Here is a 14870-nt window from a genome sequence, read left to right on the forward strand (position 1 = left end):
TCAGCCAAAACGACAAACCGAAAAACCGCGGTATTTTCGACTTCGGAAGGAACGAACAGATATGGTGACGGAACGCATTCAGGTCGGCGGCTTGCAGGTCGCCGCGGAGCTTCACCGCTTCATCGAGAACGAGGCCCTGCCGGGCACGGGCGTCACGGCCCAGCAGTTCTGGTCGGGGCTGGACGCCATCCTGCACGATCTGGCCCCGCGCAACCGCGCGCTGCTGGCCAAGCGCGACGAGCTTCAGGCCAAGATCGACGACTGGTATCGCGGCCGCCGCGGCCAGCCCTTCGACGTCGCCGCGCACAAGGCTTTCCTGCAAGAGATCGGCTACCTGCTGCCGGAAGGCCCGGATTTCTCCGTGGTCACCGGCAACGTGGACCCTGAGATCTCCACCACCGCCGGCCCGCAGCTGGTCGTGCCGGTGATGAACGCCCGCTACGCGCTGAACGCCGCCAACGCCCGCTGGGGCAGCCTGTACGACGCGCTGTACGGCACCGACGCCATCCCGGACACCGACGGGGCGGAGCGCGGCCAGGGCTACAACCCCAAGCGCGGCGAGAAGGTCATCGCGTTCGCCCGCGACGTTCTGGACCGCGCCGCCCCGCTGTCGGACGGCTCGCACCGCGACGCCGCCGGCTACACCATCGAGAACGGCCATCTGGTCGTCGCGCTGAAGGACGGTCGCAACACGGGCCTGTCGGAGCCGGAAAAGCTGGTCGGCTACAACGGTGAGGCCTCGGCCCCCACCGCCATCGCGCTGACCAACCACGGCCTGCACCTGGAAATCCGCATCGACCGCAACCACCCCATCGGCAAGACCGACCCGGCCGGCGTGGCCGATCTGGTTGTCGAATCGGCGCTGACCACCATCATGGACTGCGAGGATTCGGTCGCCGCCGTGGACGCGGAGGACAAGGTCGTCGTCTACCGCAACTGGCTGGGCCTGATGAAGGGCGACCTCGTCGCCACCTTCCCCAAGGGCACCGGCACGGTCGAGCGCAAGCTGAACCCCGACCGCACCTACACCAGCCCGGCCGGCGGCACCGTCACCCTGCCCGGCCGCAGCATGATGCTGATCCGCAACGTCGGCCATCTGATGACCATCAACGCCATCCTGCTGAAGGACGGCAGCGAGGCGCCGGAAGGCATCCTGGACGGCGCGATCACCTCGCTGATCGCTCTGCACGACCTCAAGGGCGCGCGGAAGAACAGCCGCGAGGGCTCCGTCTACATCGTGAAGCCGAAGATGCACGGCCCCGAGGAGGTCGCCTTCGCCAACGAGCTGTTCGGCCGCGTCGAAGACGCGCTGGGCATGGCCCGCTTCACCCTGAAGATGGGCATCATGGACGAGGAGCGCCGCACCACCGTGAACCTGAAGGAGGCCATTCGCGCCGCCAAGGAACGCGTGGTCTTCATCAACACCGGCTTCCTCGACCGCACCGGCGACGAGATCCACACGGCCATGGAGGCCGGTCCCGTCATCCGCAAGGGCGACATCAAGAACGCCGCGTGGATCAAGGCGTACGAGGACTGGAATGTGGACACCGGCCTGCTGTGCGGCCTGAAGGGCCGGGCGCAGATCGGCAAGGGCATGTGGGCCATGCCGGACCGCATGGCGGAGATGCTGACGGCCAAGATCGCCCACCCGCAGGCCGGCGCCAACACCGCCTGGGTGCCCTCCCCCACCGCCGCGACGCTGCACGCCCTGCACTATCATCAGGTGAAGGTGTCCGACCGTCAGGAGGAGCTGGCCAAGCGCACCCGCGCCAACCTCGACCACATCCTGACCATCCCGCTGGCCGACCGCCCCAACTGGTCGGAGCAGGAGGTGCAGCAGGAGCTGGACAACAACGCGCAGGGCATCCTGGGCTACGTCGTCCGCTGGATCGACCAGGGCGTCGGCTGCTCCAAGGTGCCGGACATCAACAACGTCGGCCTGATGGAAGACCGCGCAACGCTGCGCATCTCCAGCCAGCACATCGCCAACTGGCTGCACCACGGCATCGCGACCGAGGCGCAAGTCATGGAGACGATGAAGCGCATGGCCGCCGTGGTGGACCAGCAGAACGCCGGTGATCCGCTGTACCGCCCGATGGCGCCAAACTTCGACAAGAGCGTGGCGTTCCAGGCGGCCTGCGATCTGGTCTTCAAGGGCCGCGAGCAGCCGAACGGCTACACCGAGCCCGTCCTGCACCGCCGCCGCATCGAGGCGAAGGCCGCGCCGTCGGCGTAACGTCCCAGGCGAAAGCCCCTCTCCCGTCACAGGAGAGGGGCTTTTTCTTTATGAGGACGGCCGGACTGGCCGAAGGAAAGGACGGAGAAGGCCGGGCACAACCGGCGGGGAGGACAGGTTTTGGCGAATGCGGGCGGCAAGCGCGATCTCCGGCTCGATTTCTTCCGTGGACTAGCCCTGTGGTTCATCTTCGTGGATCACATCCCCGGCAACCAGATCGCCTGGGTGACGCTGCGCAACTACGGCCTCAGCGACGCGACGGAGGTGTTCGTCTTCATCTCCGGCTACACCTCGGCGCTGGTCTATTCCAAGATCCTGGCCCAGCACGGCTGGCCCTTTGCGGCGGCCAAGGTGGTGCACCGCTGCTGGACGCTGTACATCGCCTATCTCTTCCTGTTCGTCGCCTTCACCGCCCAGGTCGCCTACACGGCCCGCGTCTTCGACAACCCCCTGTTCAGCGAGGAGTTGGGCATCGCCGCCTTCTTCGCCGATCCGGCCCTGTCGCTGACCCAGGCGCTGGCGCTGAAGTTCCGCCCGGCCAACCTGGACATCCTGCCGCTCTACATCGTCCTGCTGCTGAGCTTTCCCTTGGCGCTGCCCCTGCTGCGGCGCTGGCCCCTGGCCCTGCTGGCCGGTTCGGTGACGCTCTACGCGGCGGCCCGCGCGTTCGGCTGGAACCTGCCGACCTACCCGGAAGGCGGCGAGTGGTTCTTCAACCCCTTCGCCTGGCAGCTCCTGTTCGTGCTCGGCTCGACCTTCCAGCGGTTTCCCGCCGCATCGGCGGCACTGACGCGGCCGAGGCGGCTCCTGCGCTGGGGTGCTGCGGCCTACCTCCTCGCCTCGCTCGCGCTGGTGCTGTCCTGGCACATCGCCTCGCTGGGCGCGCTGATGCCGCACTGGCTGGCCGAGATCCTGTACCCGATCAGCAAGACCGACCTCGACCCGCTGCGGCTCGCGCACTTCTTCGCGCTGGCTTACCTTGTCCTGCAAGTGGCGCGGCGGGACAGCGCGTGGCTGCGCTGGCGGGTCTTGCGACCGGTGATCCTGTGCGGGCAGCAATCGCTCCAGGTCTTCTGCCTGGGCATCTTCCTGTCCTTCGCCGGGCAGACCGTTCTGACCCAATGGTCCAGCTCGCTTTTTGCACAGTTTTGCGTCACAGTCGCGGGCATCGCCGCGATGGTCGCGGCCGCTCGGGTGCTGACTTGGTACAACTCGGTCGGCCGCCCGCCGCGCCAGCCGGCACCCGCCAGGGGACCAAGCGCATGAAGCGCGCGATCGCCGCCCTTCTCCTCGCCTGCGCCTGTGCCATTGCCGCGCCGCTTCCGGCGCGCGCCGAGGAAGCGCCATCCGATCCGTGCGAGGTGCCGGAAAGCGTTCTGACCATCGACGCATCCCTGCCCCGCGCCCAAGACCGGCTGAAACGCGGCCAAGGCCTGCCCATTCTCGTGCTCAACACCGCCACCCCGCGCCCCGAACGGGCGGCGGCCAGCTATCCGGCGGTGATGGAGCAGGCGTTGGCGGCGCGGATGCCCGACCGGAAGGTCAGCGTGTCGGTGCGCGGCGCGCCGGGCGCCACCGCGCAGGAGATGCTGCCGGTTATGGCCAACGCGCTGGCGGCGCAGCCGGCGTCCCTGCTGGTGTGGCAGGTCGGGACGGTGGACGCCATGCGGAACATCAGCCCGGACAGCTTCGGCGCCGCCCTCGCGTCCGGCATCGCGCTGGCGCACCAGCGTGGCGTCGACGTGATCGTCATGGACATGCAGTACAGCCCGCAGACCACGCAGCTCATCACCTTCCAGCCGTATCTGGATTACGTGGAGTGGGTGACCCAGAACAACGAAGTCTTCCATTTTCCACGCTATGAGATGATGCGCCACTGGTACGAGGAAGGGCGCGTGGACTACGACCCGAATCCCAAGGAGGCGAAGCTGCAGGACTTCACGTTCGTGCACCGCTGCATCGGCCGCCATCTCGCGGACAGTGTGTCCGTCATGCTCGACCGCGCGGCGGAAGCGGCGCCATGAGCAGACACACGATGACCGGATACACAATGACCGGACGCTCCGTCACGCTCTGGCGCGTCGCGGCGGCCTCCGTCGCCTTTCTGGCCGTGACCCCGTTCATCGCCGGGCGGGTGGCCCTGTCCGCTCCCACCGGCAACCCGGCCAGCGCCTGCGCCTTTCAACCGCAGGCCGCGGCCATCACCGCGCCGTTGCCGCACCTTGCCGGGCGGATCGACGCCGGCGGACCGTTGCGCATCGTCGCCATCGGCTCATCCTCCACCGCCGGCGCGGGCGCCAGCCGGCCGGACCGCAGCTATCCGGCGCGCCTCGCCGAACTCCTCCAGCAGCGGCTTCCCGGCGTGGCCGTGGACGTGCTCAACAAGGGCGTCAACGGCGAGGTCGGGACGCAGATGCTCCGGCGCTTCCAGCGCGACGTGCTGGACCAGAAGCCGGACCTCGTCATCTGGCAGGTCGGGGCCAACACCGTGCTGCGCGGCGAGGATCCGGGCGCCGCCGAAACGGTGATCCGCACCGGGATTCAGCAGTTGAAGGCGGCCGGCATGGACGTCGTGCTGATGGATCTGCAATACGCCCCGGCCATGCTGTCGAAACCCACGCATGAGGACATGCAGGCCCGCATTGCCCGGATCGCCGAGGACGAGGGCGTCGGCCTGTTCCGCCGCTTCGCCGCGATGCGCCAGTGGGTGGAGACCCGACAGGCGTCGATGTCCGACCTCGTCGGGCCGGACGGCATTCATCTGAACGACGTGGGTTACGACTGCCTCGCGCGGTCGCTGAGCGCCTCGCTCAAGGACGCCGCCGGCCTGCGCAAGGCGCCGGTCGCCGACAAGGGGCAGCCGCCCTCCGGCGGCTGAACACCGCCCGCCCGAGGGCGGCTGGTTCCCGCGAACTGGGCATCATGCGGGCCGAGAACCTGCGGGCCGAAAATGGAGAAGGCCGGCAACCCGTCTGGGTTCCGGCCTTCATGGATGGTGGGCGCGACAGGGATTGAACCTGTGACCCCTACGATGTCAACGTAGTGCTCTCCCGCTGAGCTACGCGCCCATCCGTGCCGCCTTCGGGGTCGTTTCCGTCCCGTCCGGCGTGGGCTGGGGATGTACCATCATCCCGAAGGCCTGACAAGCCCGGATTTCATTTTTTTGTCAGGACGGTCGGAAACACCCCCTCGGCTGTTGGAACGCAGGCGGGCCGTCCCCACGCGGAAACGCAGATGCGGGACAGGGCGTGACAGGACTGGCCGGCTGGACTACATCACGGGTCACCATGGATGCGCACGTCGATGCCGTAACCGCGCCGGACCAGGCTTTCGAGCTTCTGGCGCCGGCCGAACAGACCAAACCGCTGGTGCTGGCCTCGCCGCACAGCGGCAACCACTACCCGGCCGAGTTCCTCGCGTCGGCGCGCCTCGACCCGCGCGCGCTGCGCAAGTCGGAAGACTGTTTCGTGGACGAGATCTTCGCGGGCGCGCCGGGGATGGGCGTCCCGCTGATCCGCGCGCTGTTCCCCCGCGCCTTCCTGGACCTGAACCGCGAAGCGTACGAGCTGGACCCGGATATGTTCGCGGACAAGCTTCCGGCCTTCGTCAACACGCGCTCGCCGCGCGTGGCGGCAGGGCTCGGCACCATCGCGCGGGTCGTCGCCAACGGTGAGGACATCTACCGGGGCAAGCTGCGCTTCGCCGAGGCTGTGCGGCGGGTCAACCTCTACTACACCCCCTACCACACGGCGCTGCGGCGGCTGGTGGAGGACACGCGCGACCGCTTCGGCCACGCCGTCCTGATCGACTGCCACTCCATGCCGTCGCCCACCCCCGCCCCTGGCCCCGGCTCCGGCGGCAATTCCAAGACGGGCGCCAGGACGGGCGGCCGCGACAACCGGCAGGCCGACATCGTGCTGGGCGACTGCTTCGGCAATTCCTGCGCGCCGTCGGTGGTGGAGGCCGCCGAACGCTTCCTGCGCGGCCTAGGCTACACGGTCAGCCGCAACAGCCCCTACGCCGGCGGCTACACCACCCGCCATTACGGGCGCCCCCGCCAGGGCATCCACGCCTTGCAGATCGAGATCAGCCGCGACCTTTACATGGACGAGGCGTCGCTGGAGCGCCTGCCCTTCCTGGACGTGCTGGCCCGCCACATGGGCGAGATGGTGGACACCATCGCCCACCTGCCGCCGGAACCGCTGGCGCCGCTCTGACGCCCCATCCGGCCTAAAGGCCTTGGCGGATTTCTATCCGCTTTGGACCGCGACGACGGTCCCGGCCGGCGCATAAGGCCATATGAATCGAAAGCGAATGCAAATTCGCTTTAGCGGAACAGGGACAGAATGGATTGTTGGTTCTGGTTGGCAAGGCTAAGGGCTGTTTGGGAAAGCTGTTGCCGGGTCTGTAGCGTCAGCAGTGTCGCCCCCTCCTCGTTCTGGTCGGCCAGGGTGAGCTTGTTCGCTCCTTCGTCGAGCACATCGGAAAAGCCCTTCATGAAGTTTTCGCGCGTCGTGATGATGCCCATTCCGTTGGTCAACACCTGAGACGCCGAGCGAAGCCGCTGTTCCGCGGTATCGAGACCCTTGGCCGCATTCTCGATGTCCTGCCGGTCCATCCAGCCGTTCTGACTGTAATCGACATGCAGGCCCTTGCCTTCGACCTGGAGGTTTTGGGATTCGACCGTAACGCCGTTCCGGTGAGCGGTGTCGAACGCCACGAACAGGTCGTTCGAGCGGTTTGCAGGCGTCACCAGATCGGTTTTCAGGGTTGCGGTCGGACGCCGCCCTTCCGGCCATATGATCTTGAGATCGTACGACCCTCCCGAGGGGCCGCTCGGCATGTTGTGAAGCAGCAGGAGCCTCATGGATGACTCAGGATACTGATCCTTTGGCGGAAAGCTGACGTCGAGCGTCGTCCCCACCATGGTGTTCGGCAGGACCGTGTCAAACGTTCGTCCGGCATCGTCCGTCAATGAAAAGGTCGTGGAACCCGGACCGGCGCTGTCAAGCCCTCCCCACTTGGCAGTAAGCTTCGTGTTCACGCCAGGCACAAACCCGGTGATGCTGTTCGAGGCAAGACTTAAATAATTAAGGAAAGGCGGCCATGGGCTGTCGTACTCAAGCTGAGGACTGTTGGTGGCAATAGTGGCATACGACTGATTCAAGGTCTCTATCGGATGAAGCGGCCCCGGAGTCAGCGCAGAATAATTGTGCAATGGATTGTAGCTGTTGACATTCACATAAATTGTACTTCCAGAATTTACATTTGATCCGGCCAATGTGATTGGATAATCCTTCACGGCAGCGTTAGGAATGGAAACAGCGGTAACGGTTTCATCCCAACCGTCTTTAACATAGAAGTTCCTGAACCCAGGAGCGCTGCTGTCGGGCAGGCCAACGGAAAACAAAAATCCCGTACTCTGAGGAACCTTCAGGTTTTTTGCCGCGTCACCGGGCGGGACACCGGCCTCGTTGAACAAGGGCATGCCATTGCTGTCGAAGGCAGCGGCTTCATCGGCCGGTATGTAGCCTTCATCGTAGTTGTCTCCCGTTCCTACGATTGCCTTCTCGTCCACCTCGACCCGAACCGTGCCCGTAGGAAACACGAAATCGTTCGCTCCGTTGGCAAGTTTCCCCTGCCCCAATGGGCTCATGAGGTCGCGGGTCACGGTAAGGCCCTGGCCGTTGGTCACCTTCACGGCCAAGGCGGCATGCTTCTCGATTTCGACGGAGCGGGTGCCGACATTCCGCGGGGTGGCATCGATCTGATCGAAATCGACGTTGAAGCTGACACGGCTGCCGCTTTCGAAGGCGTGATTGAACGACAGGGTCTTCCCAGCGGCGTCGGCAGCCTTCCAGTCATCGACGGTGAACTTCAAGGAGGCCGTCTCGGGCGGATTCGTGACAGTGATGACCTTATCCTGTCCGGGGCTACCGGTAACGGCAATCTCGATGTTGTTGATGTTGCCCTTGGTCGAACTCATCACGCCGCCGATGGTCAGGCCGGTCAGGCCGAGCTGCTGCTCGGCGTCGGCGATGCCTTCGGCGGACCCCAAAATCGCGCCGCTCCCTTCCACCCGGATGTCGTAGCTGTCGGGCGCGGAAATATCGGTGACGCGAGCTTGCCGGACGCCCGCGATCCGTTGGACGTCAAGCTTGCTTTCGGTGGTCGCCTCCATTTTGGAACCGTCGCCCACCAGAAGGTTCTTGCCCCCGTAGCCACCGTCCCGGGCCACCCCATTGATCTGGTCAAGAACCGCGTCGAACTGGCCGGCAAGGCTCTTTCTCGCCCGAATGGACGCTGCGTCCGTTCCCAAACTGCTCAAGGCCGCGGTGGTGAGTCCGCGAGCCTGGGCCAAGAGGTCGCCGATGTGTTTGGCACCCGTGTCGCCGGCCTTAACAGTGCTGATCGCTTGTCCTATGGCCTCCTTCATCGCCGACAAATCGCTGGCCCGCTGCGTCAGCGCCTTCGCCGCGAAGTACACCGGCGGGCTGTCCAGGGCGGTGTTGATTTTCTGTCCGGTCGCCAAGCGCTGGTTGACCGAAGCCTGCTGCTGCTGCGTGACCTGGAGGGTCAGCAGGTTCGACCGCATCGCGGCGGGAAGCTGGACATCGGAGGTAACCATTGAATCGGCGGTCGGGCTTGGCTGTTGCGGTCACTGCCCCGCTCAAAAGCAAACCCGGTGCCAGAAACGAAACTCTATAGCTTGCGGTACTTTCAGCGCGGGGGAGCCCCCGATGCGGTCCGCCGGAGGGGAAAGATGTTCCCGTCCTCGGAAAACTCTGCCGGGCCACCGCCCCGCATTGCCCACGCAGAAAAAAGGGCCGCCGGAATCCGGCGGCCCGAGTCTAGGGAGGAAACGCCCAAGAAGTGCGTTACGACACCGTCCGCATCGCAGACGCGACCGATGCCGCACTGCAAAATATGGTCGCGGATCCCTGTTCGATCAAGGGGAAAAATTTTCTCATTTTATTTCATGACGCTAACATGATGGAACGCACTCGAAACCGCGTGCAAAGCAGGCTATTCGTGCTGCACCGCACAATGGCTCCAGGCACGAACTGAGGCTTGTTTGTGGCAATTTTCGGCGCGGAATCGGGGCATTTTCCCCACATTGCCGCCGAATTTGGTGCGCACCGTTCCGATGACAAGCCCCCGGATCGTTCGGCATTGGCCATTCGGCCGAAACGGAACCAACCTTCCACAGCCGTCGTTTCGTCCCTGCAAACCGCCGGGCCGCCATGGAAATTCAGGCGCAGGAGTTCAGGCGTAGGAATTCAGGCTCAAGGAATCCGGCGGAACCGGAGAGTGCCAAACGTGAGCAGACTTGTCGTCGTATCGAACCGTGTCGCCCCCATCGACGAGGGCAAGCAGGCCGCCGGAGGGTTGGCCGTCGCCGTTCTGGCCGCGCTGAAAAAAACCGGCGGCATCTGGTTCGGCTGGAGCGGCAACGTCGTCGAGGGCGAGTCGCAGGACGAACCCCGGCGCACCGATGTCGGCCGCCTGACCTACGCGACGCTCGACCTCGGGCGCCGCGATTTCGAAGAGTATTACAACGGCTTCGCCAACCAGACGCTGTGGCCACTGTTCCACTACCGGCTCGGCCTGATCGAGGTCAGCCGGCGTACGCGCGAGGGGTACAAGCGGGTCAACGGCTATTTCGCCGATCGGCTGGCGCCGCTGCTGCGGCCCGACGACATGGTATGGGTGCACGACTACCACCTGATCCCCTTCGGCGAGGAGCTGCGCCAGAAGGGCTGCCAGCAGCGCATGGGCTTCTTCCTGCACACGCCCTTCCCGGCGCCGGAGGTGCTGTCCGTGCTGCCCAACCACCGGGAGCTGATCCGGGAGCTGTGCGCCTACGATCTGGTCGGTTTCCACACCCAGGTGGACCTGCGCTGCTTCGCCAACTACATCCGCTTCGAGACGAACGGCGAGGTGGAGGAGCGCGCCGACGGCAGCATGCTGATCCGCGCCTTCGACCGCACGCTGCTGGCCAGGGCCTTCCCCATCAGCATCGACACCGCCAATCTGGAAAGCCTCGCCCAGACCGCCGCCCGGTCCCGCCACACGGAGCGGCTGAAGGAAAGCCTCGTCGGGCGGCGGCTGATCATCGGGGTGGACCGGCTCGACTACTCCAAGGGCCTGCCGCAGCGCTTCCAGGCCTTCGAGCAGCTGCTGGCCAGCTATCAGGAGCACTGCAACCGCGTTTCCTTCCTCCAGGTCGCCCCGCCGAGCCGCGAGGACGTGCCGGAATACATCGCCATCCGTCGCGAATTGTCGGAACTGTCGGGGCGCATCAACGGCCGCTTCGCCGAATTCGACTGGGTGCCGATCCGCTACTTGAACAAAAGCTTCGGGCGGCGCGTGCTGGCCGGCTTCTACCGCACGGCCAACGTCGGCCTCGTGACCCCGCTGCGCGACGGCATGAACCTCGTCGCCAAGGAGTATGTGGCCTGCCAGGACCCGGACGATCCCGGCGTTCTGGTGCTGTCCTGCTTCGCCGGCGCGGCGCGCGAGCTGGGCGAGGCGCTGATCGTCAACCCCTTCGACGTGGAGGGGGTGGCCGACGCGCTGCAACGCGCGCTCATCATGCCGCAGGGCGAGCGGAAGGAGCGGCACGCCGCCATGATGCGGACGCTGCGCGCGCACGACATCGGCTGGTGGCGGGAAAGCTACGTTGATGCCTTGACGCGGGCGCCGTACGGATGACACTTGCTGCATGACGACCGCCCTCCCCCCCACGCCCGCCCCGACCCTCGTCGCCGACATCGGCGGCACCAACGCCCGTTTCGGCCTGATCGACGAGGCGGGCATCCGCGACTCGCGCGTCTTCCGCGCCGCCGACTTCCCGTCCCTGGCGGCGGCGGCGGAGGCCTACCTGACGGCCACGCAGCCGAACCCGCGCCCGACGCGCGGCGCCTTCGCCGTCGCGGGACCGGTGACCGGGGACCAGGTGGTCATGACCAACCGGGGCTGGTCCTTCTCCGTCAATCAGGTGCGCGACGCGCTGGGGCTGGAGCGGTTGGTGGCGGTCAACGACTTCACCGCCGTGGCGCTGTCGGTGCCGCGCCTGACCCAGGCCGACCGCCGTCAGGTCGGCGAGGGGGAGCCGGCGCCGGACGCGGTGATCGGCGTCATCGGTCCCGGCAGCGGGCTGGGCGTGTCCGGGCTGGTGCCGGGGGCGAACGGCTGGACCGCTCTGGCCGCCGAGGGCGGACACGCCACCATGGCCCCGATCAGCGACCGCGAGAGCGCCGTGCTGGGCCAACTGCGCAAGGCGCACGACCACGTGTCGGCGGAGCGCGTGCTGTCCGGTCCGGGGCTGGTAAACCTCTACACGGCGCTGTGCATCATCGACAACCGCGAGCCGGAGACCCTGACGCCCGCGCAGGTGCACGACTCCGCCCTGGCCGGTACCAACCCGCATTGCGTGGAGGCGGTGGAGATGTTCTGCGCCATGCTGGGCACCGTGGCGGGCAATCTGGCCCTCACGCTCGGCGCGCGGGGCGGCGTCTACATCGCGGGCGGCATCGTGCCGAAGCTGGGCACGCTGTTCACCCACTCCCGCTTCCGCAAGCGCTTCATGGAAAAGGGCCGGATGCGGGATTATCTGGAGCCGATCCCCACCTACGTCATCACCCACGAGCTGCCGGCCTTTCTCGGCCTCGCCGAAGCGGCGGCGCAGGGGTGAAAAGGCCTATGCTTCCGCCGCCACGCGCGGAGTGACGACGGCCAGCGGAAAGTTCACGCTGAACCGCGTGCCGCCAGCCCCGGTCCCGATCTCCAGATGCCCGCCGAGTTCCTCGGCCAGCTGGCGGCTGAGACGCAGCCCAAGGCCGTCGCTGCTCTTATCGCTCTTGCCGAAGCCGACGCCGTCGTCCTCGACCTCAAGCACGGCGTGGGCGCCATGGCGGATCAGCCGGACCCACAGGGTGCCGGGCCGCCCGTTCGGGAATCCATGCTTGACCGCGTTGGTGACCAGCTCGTTCACCAGCAGCATCAGGGTAATGCCCTGATCGACGGTGACCAGAACCGGCTGCACCTCCAGCCGGAAGTGGATGCGGTTGCCGGTGTTGGCGACCGCCAGCAGGTTCTCGCACAGTTCCGTCAGGGTCGAGGCGGCGTCGAAATGCCCGTCGTAGTCCGCCTGATAAAGCCGGCGGTGGATCAGCGAGATCGCGTCCAGCCGCCCGCGAATTTCCGTCAGGACGGACCGCACGCCCGCGTCCTGCGACCGCGCCTCTTCCAGGATCAGCAGGTTCGCCACGATCTGCAGGCTGTTCTTCACGCGGTGGTTCAGCTCGCGCAGCAGCATCTCCTTGGTGCTGACCGCCGCCTGGCTGTCGGCCAGCTGGCCCATCATCACCTCCGCGCTGTAGAGGCGGGAGAAGGCGCGCGTCGTCTGATAGGCGCGCACGACGCCGTAGCTCAGCAGGAAGAAGCCGCTGGCGAAGATGGCGTGGGCCAGCCACCACTGATGGTTCCACGGCCGCGCCAGGAAGAAGGCGCCCGATGACAGCGCGAACCAGACCAGCGCCACCGCGTAGCACCAGACCAGCGGGCCACGGATCCGCTTCACCGCCAGGACCAGAAGCGAGGCGGCGCACAGCGCGATGGCCGCCCCCTCGGTCACCACGCGGACGATGGACGGATCGACCGCCTTGGTCGTCGCCACCCACCAGACCGCCGCGACCACGGCGAATTGCGGGAGGATCCACGGCAGCCAGACCGATGCCCGCCGCCGGACCTCCGGCGCGTCGTGCTCCGCCCGGTAGTTCAGCAGCCCGAGGAACAGGAAGAAGGCCATGACCATGCGCGAGGCTGGGCCATAAAGCAGGAACAGCGCCATGTTGTGGCTGGACTGTTCCGTCAGCAGCCCGTGCGGCGTGTAGACGACGACGAATCCCAGGAACCCCAACGTCAGGAACCGCGTCAGAACCTCGCCGCTGCTGTCGTAGCAGGTCCAGGTCACCAGGGTGACGAAGGCTGCCAGCAGAATCGAAACCCCGATGGCGATTTCATGGAACAGATGGGCCTCGGCGACCAGCGCCGGATCCTGGAACGCTTCAAGATAGGCGATGCCGAAAGCCGGACCGATCGCCAGAAGACCCAGGACAAGCAAACGAAACCCTTCGACCAGCGCCGCGATCCGTGCGTGCGGCAAAGGAGTTGCCCTGTTTCCAGGGACGAGTGCGGCCGTACTCATTCAGCGATCCACATCCCAATCTTTCGGGCATCTCTTCCACCCTTGGCGTAAGGATAAACGAAGACCTCCCGCGACGCGCTGATCAAAATCAAGCGCGGGCGTCTTGGTCACGACATCGCCACAATGTCAAGTTGAGCAACCTCGCGAGCGCCCGTTACCGGTCGAGCCTCGACACGGCCAGCTTCAGGTCGGCCAGAAAGGTCGGCTGATCGGCCAGCTGGCCGCGCAGGATGTAGCTGGGGTGGAAGGTCGGCACCACCTCCGCCCCCGGCAGCAGCCGGCAGGACAGGACGGTGCCGCGCAACTGCATGATCCCGTTCTGCCCGGTCAGCGCCCAGGTCGGCGTGCGCCCCAGCGCGACGATGACGCGCGGCGCGTAGGCTTCCAGCGTGCGTTGCAGATGTTCGATCTCGCCCGAGAATTCGGCCAGCACCCAGTCGGAGGTGCCGAACGGTCCCCATTGCTCGTCGACGGCACGCCCTTCCTTTTTGGCGCGGGTGCGCGAGGCGAAGAAGTGCGCGACCTTGTTGCCCGGCGGCTGATAGCGGAAGACGTTGGCGACCAGGCACTGCGCCCGCTCCACGCCCGCCGCCTCCAGATTTTCGTCCAGCAGCTTGCCGCTGCGCCCGACGAAGGGCTTGCCTTGCTTCGCTTCCTCCGCCCCTGGGGCCTCGCCCACGATGGCGAGCCGAGGCCCCACGGCCGGCTTGGTGGGCTGCTGGTAGTCGGCGAAGGGCAGTTCGGTCATCGCGCGCGTTCCGGTGCGGGTGGCTTTGCGAAAGAGAACAGGCGGGCTGGGCCTTCGGCTCCAGGGCCGAGCCCGCGCCGGCTTCACGCGCTCGTCCCATGCTCTTGATGAGGAGACATGCCCGCACCACGATTGTTGCTCAAAGAACGGTGAAATGAAGGAGCAGAGACGATGACCGCGCAACAGGACTTTGGTGCCATGACCTGCGAACCCTGCCGGGGCGGCATTCCCCCGATGGATCGCGAGATGGCGCGAAGCTATCTGGTCCAGGTGCCGGGCTGGAGCCTCCGGGAAAGCCCCGACCGGCTGGAACGCGACTTCACCTTCGCCAACTTCCGGGAGGCGCAGGACTTCGCCATGCGCGTCGGCGACCTGTGCGAGGCCGAAGGCCACCACGCCGAGATCCGCTACGGCTGGGGCCATTGCACGGTCAGCTTCTGGACGCACAAGATCAACGGCCTGCACGCGAACGACTTCATCATGGCCGCGAAGGTGAACGGCTTGGCCGACGCGCCCTACGTGCCGGCGTCCCAATCCATGGGCGACGTGTCGCCGACCGCAAGGTCGTGAGGAGCGCAGCTTTGTCCCCAAAGGCTGTTGCGACGAGCCCCCACCCTTAACCCTCCCCCACCTGGCGGCGAGGGAGGGAATTAAGTGCGTCTAATGTGGTTCAG

General features: G+C 66.3%; 12 protein-coding genes and 1 tRNA gene. 9 read left to right on the plus strand and 4 right to left on the minus strand.

The features are described from left to right. Nucleotides 1-64 precede the first annotated feature (64 nt). The 4 genes from J2852_RS07160 to J2852_RS07175 all read left to right on the plus strand — a co-directional run bounded on the left by J2852_RS07160 (nt 65) and on the right by J2852_RS07175 (nt 5114). Entirely contained in the window at nt 65-2236 is a 2172-nt protein-coding gene (locus tag J2852_RS07160) for a malate synthase G (protein ID WP_209873348.1), read from the plus strand. 120 nt (nt 2237-2356) lie between these two features. Next, the gene (locus J2852_RS07165; protein WP_209873043.1) at nt 2357-3502 is read left to right on the plus strand and encodes an OpgC family protein; all 1146 of its coding nucleotides are present in this window, start codon (nt 2357-2359) and stop codon (nt 3500-3502) included. Beyond that, complete coding sequence (locus J2852_RS07170; RefSeq protein WP_209873046.1) at nt 3499-4260, plus strand: GDSL-type esterase/lipase family protein; 762 nt, start codon at nt 3499-3501, stop codon at nt 4258-4260. The genes J2852_RS07165 and J2852_RS07170 overlap by 4 nt, the downstream gene beginning before the upstream one ends. Further along, nucleotides 4257-5114 carry an SGNH/GDSL hydrolase family protein gene (locus tag J2852_RS07175; RefSeq protein WP_246499344.1) on the plus strand — a complete coding sequence of 286 codons (858 nt, stop codon included), beginning with the start codon at nt 4257-4259 and terminating at the stop codon, nt 5112-5114. The genes J2852_RS07170 and J2852_RS07175 overlap by 4 nt, the downstream gene beginning before the upstream one ends. A gap of 115 nt (nt 5115-5229) precedes the next feature. Here the strand turns inward: J2852_RS07175 and J2852_RS07180 are convergent. After that, a tRNA-Val gene (locus J2852_RS07180) sits at nt 5230-5304 on the minus strand. Between the two features lie 219 nt (nt 5305-5523). On the opposite strand from J2852_RS07180, the gene J2852_RS07185 reads away from it, so the two are divergent. Beyond that, nucleotides 5524-6453 carry an N-formylglutamate amidohydrolase gene (locus J2852_RS07185; protein WP_209873352.1) on the plus strand — a complete coding sequence of 310 codons (930 nt, stop codon included), beginning with the start codon at nt 5524-5526 and terminating at the stop codon, nt 6451-6453. Nucleotides 6454-6563: 110 nt separating this feature from the next. On the opposite strand, the gene J2852_RS07190 is transcribed toward J2852_RS07185, so the two are convergent. Beyond that, nucleotides 6564-8864 (minus strand): flagellin N-terminal helical domain-containing protein, encoded by a 2301-nt coding sequence (locus J2852_RS07190; protein ID WP_209873048.1) that lies wholly within the window; start codon nt 8862-8864, stop codon nt 6564-6566. A gap of 245 nt (nt 8865-9109) precedes the next feature. Here J2852_RS07190 and J2852_RS07195 point away from each other — a divergent pair, with 245 nt between their 5' ends. The 3 genes from J2852_RS07195 (at nt 9110) to J2852_RS07205 (ending at nt 11933) form a co-directional block, all read left to right on the plus strand. Continuing rightward, the gene (locus tag J2852_RS07195) at nt 9110-9304 is read left to right on the plus strand and encodes a hypothetical protein (RefSeq protein ID WP_209873050.1); all 195 of its coding nucleotides are present in this window, start codon (nt 9110-9112) and stop codon (nt 9302-9304) included. A 252-nt stretch (nt 9305-9556) separates the two neighbouring features. Further along, nucleotides 9557-10951 carry an alpha,alpha-trehalose-phosphate synthase (UDP-forming) gene (gene otsA / locus J2852_RS07200; protein WP_209873053.1) on the plus strand — a complete coding sequence of 465 codons (1395 nt, stop codon included), beginning with the start codon at nt 9557-9559 and terminating at the stop codon, nt 10949-10951. Between the two features lie 10 nt (nt 10952-10961). Beyond that, on the plus strand, nt 10962-11933 hold the full coding sequence (locus tag J2852_RS07205) for a glucokinase (protein ID WP_209873056.1): 972 nt from the start codon (nt 10962-10964) through the stop codon (nt 11931-11933). 6 nt (nt 11934-11939) lie between these two features. On the opposite strand, the gene J2852_RS07210 is transcribed toward J2852_RS07205, so the two are convergent. Beyond that, on the minus strand, nt 11940-13406 hold the full coding sequence (locus tag J2852_RS07210) for a sensor histidine kinase (protein WP_209873059.1): 1467 nt from the start codon (nt 13404-13406) through the stop codon (nt 11940-11942). 196 nt (nt 13407-13602) lie between these two features. Next, a complete protein-coding gene (locus J2852_RS07215; RefSeq protein ID WP_209873062.1) occupies nt 13603-14196 on the minus strand; it encodes a uracil-DNA glycosylase in 594 nt (197 codons plus the stop codon). Nucleotides 14197-14367: 171 nt separating this feature from the next. Between J2852_RS07215 and J2852_RS07220 the strand changes: the two genes are divergently transcribed. Beyond that, nucleotides 14368-14766, plus strand: a complete 399-nt coding sequence (locus J2852_RS07220; RefSeq protein ID WP_209873065.1) for a 4a-hydroxytetrahydrobiopterin dehydratase — start codon at nt 14368-14370, stop codon at nt 14764-14766. Nucleotides 14767-14870: the final 104 nt, after the last annotated feature.

Origin of the sequence: Azospirillum soli (assembly GCF_017876165.1) — a bacterium.
GTDB classification, from domain to species: domain Bacteria; phylum Pseudomonadota; class Alphaproteobacteria; order Azospirillales; family Azospirillaceae; genus Azospirillum; species Azospirillum soli.

What these genes read in the sequence shown, in the direction of transcription:
- J2852_RS07170 (WP_209873046.1), top strand. Translation starts at nt 3,499, where the DNA reads ATGAAGCGCGCGATCGCCGCCCTTCTCCTCGCCTGCGCCTGTGCCATT.
- J2852_RS07175 (WP_246499344.1), top strand. Translation starts at nt 4,257, where the DNA reads ATGAGCAGACACACGATGACCGGATACACAATGACCGGACGCTCCGTC.
- J2852_RS07185 (WP_209873352.1), top strand. Translation starts at nt 5,524, where the DNA reads ATGGATGCGCACGTCGATGCCGTAACCGCGCCGGACCAGGCTTTCGAG.
- J2852_RS07190 (WP_209873048.1), bottom strand. Translation starts at nt 8,864, where the DNA reads ATGGTTACCTCCGATGTCCAGCTTCCCGCCGCGATGCGGTCGAACCTG.
- J2852_RS07205 (WP_209873056.1), top strand. Translation starts at nt 10,962, where the DNA reads ATGACGACCGCCCTCCCCCCCACGCCCGCCCCGACCCTCGTCGCCGAC.
- J2852_RS07215 (WP_209873062.1), bottom strand. Translation starts at nt 14,196, where the DNA reads ATGACCGAACTGCCCTTCGCCGACTACCAGCAGCCCACCAAGCCGGCC.
- J2852_RS07220 (WP_209873065.1), top strand. Translation starts at nt 14,368, where the DNA reads ATGACCGCGCAACAGGACTTTGGTGCCATGACCTGCGAACCCTGCCGG.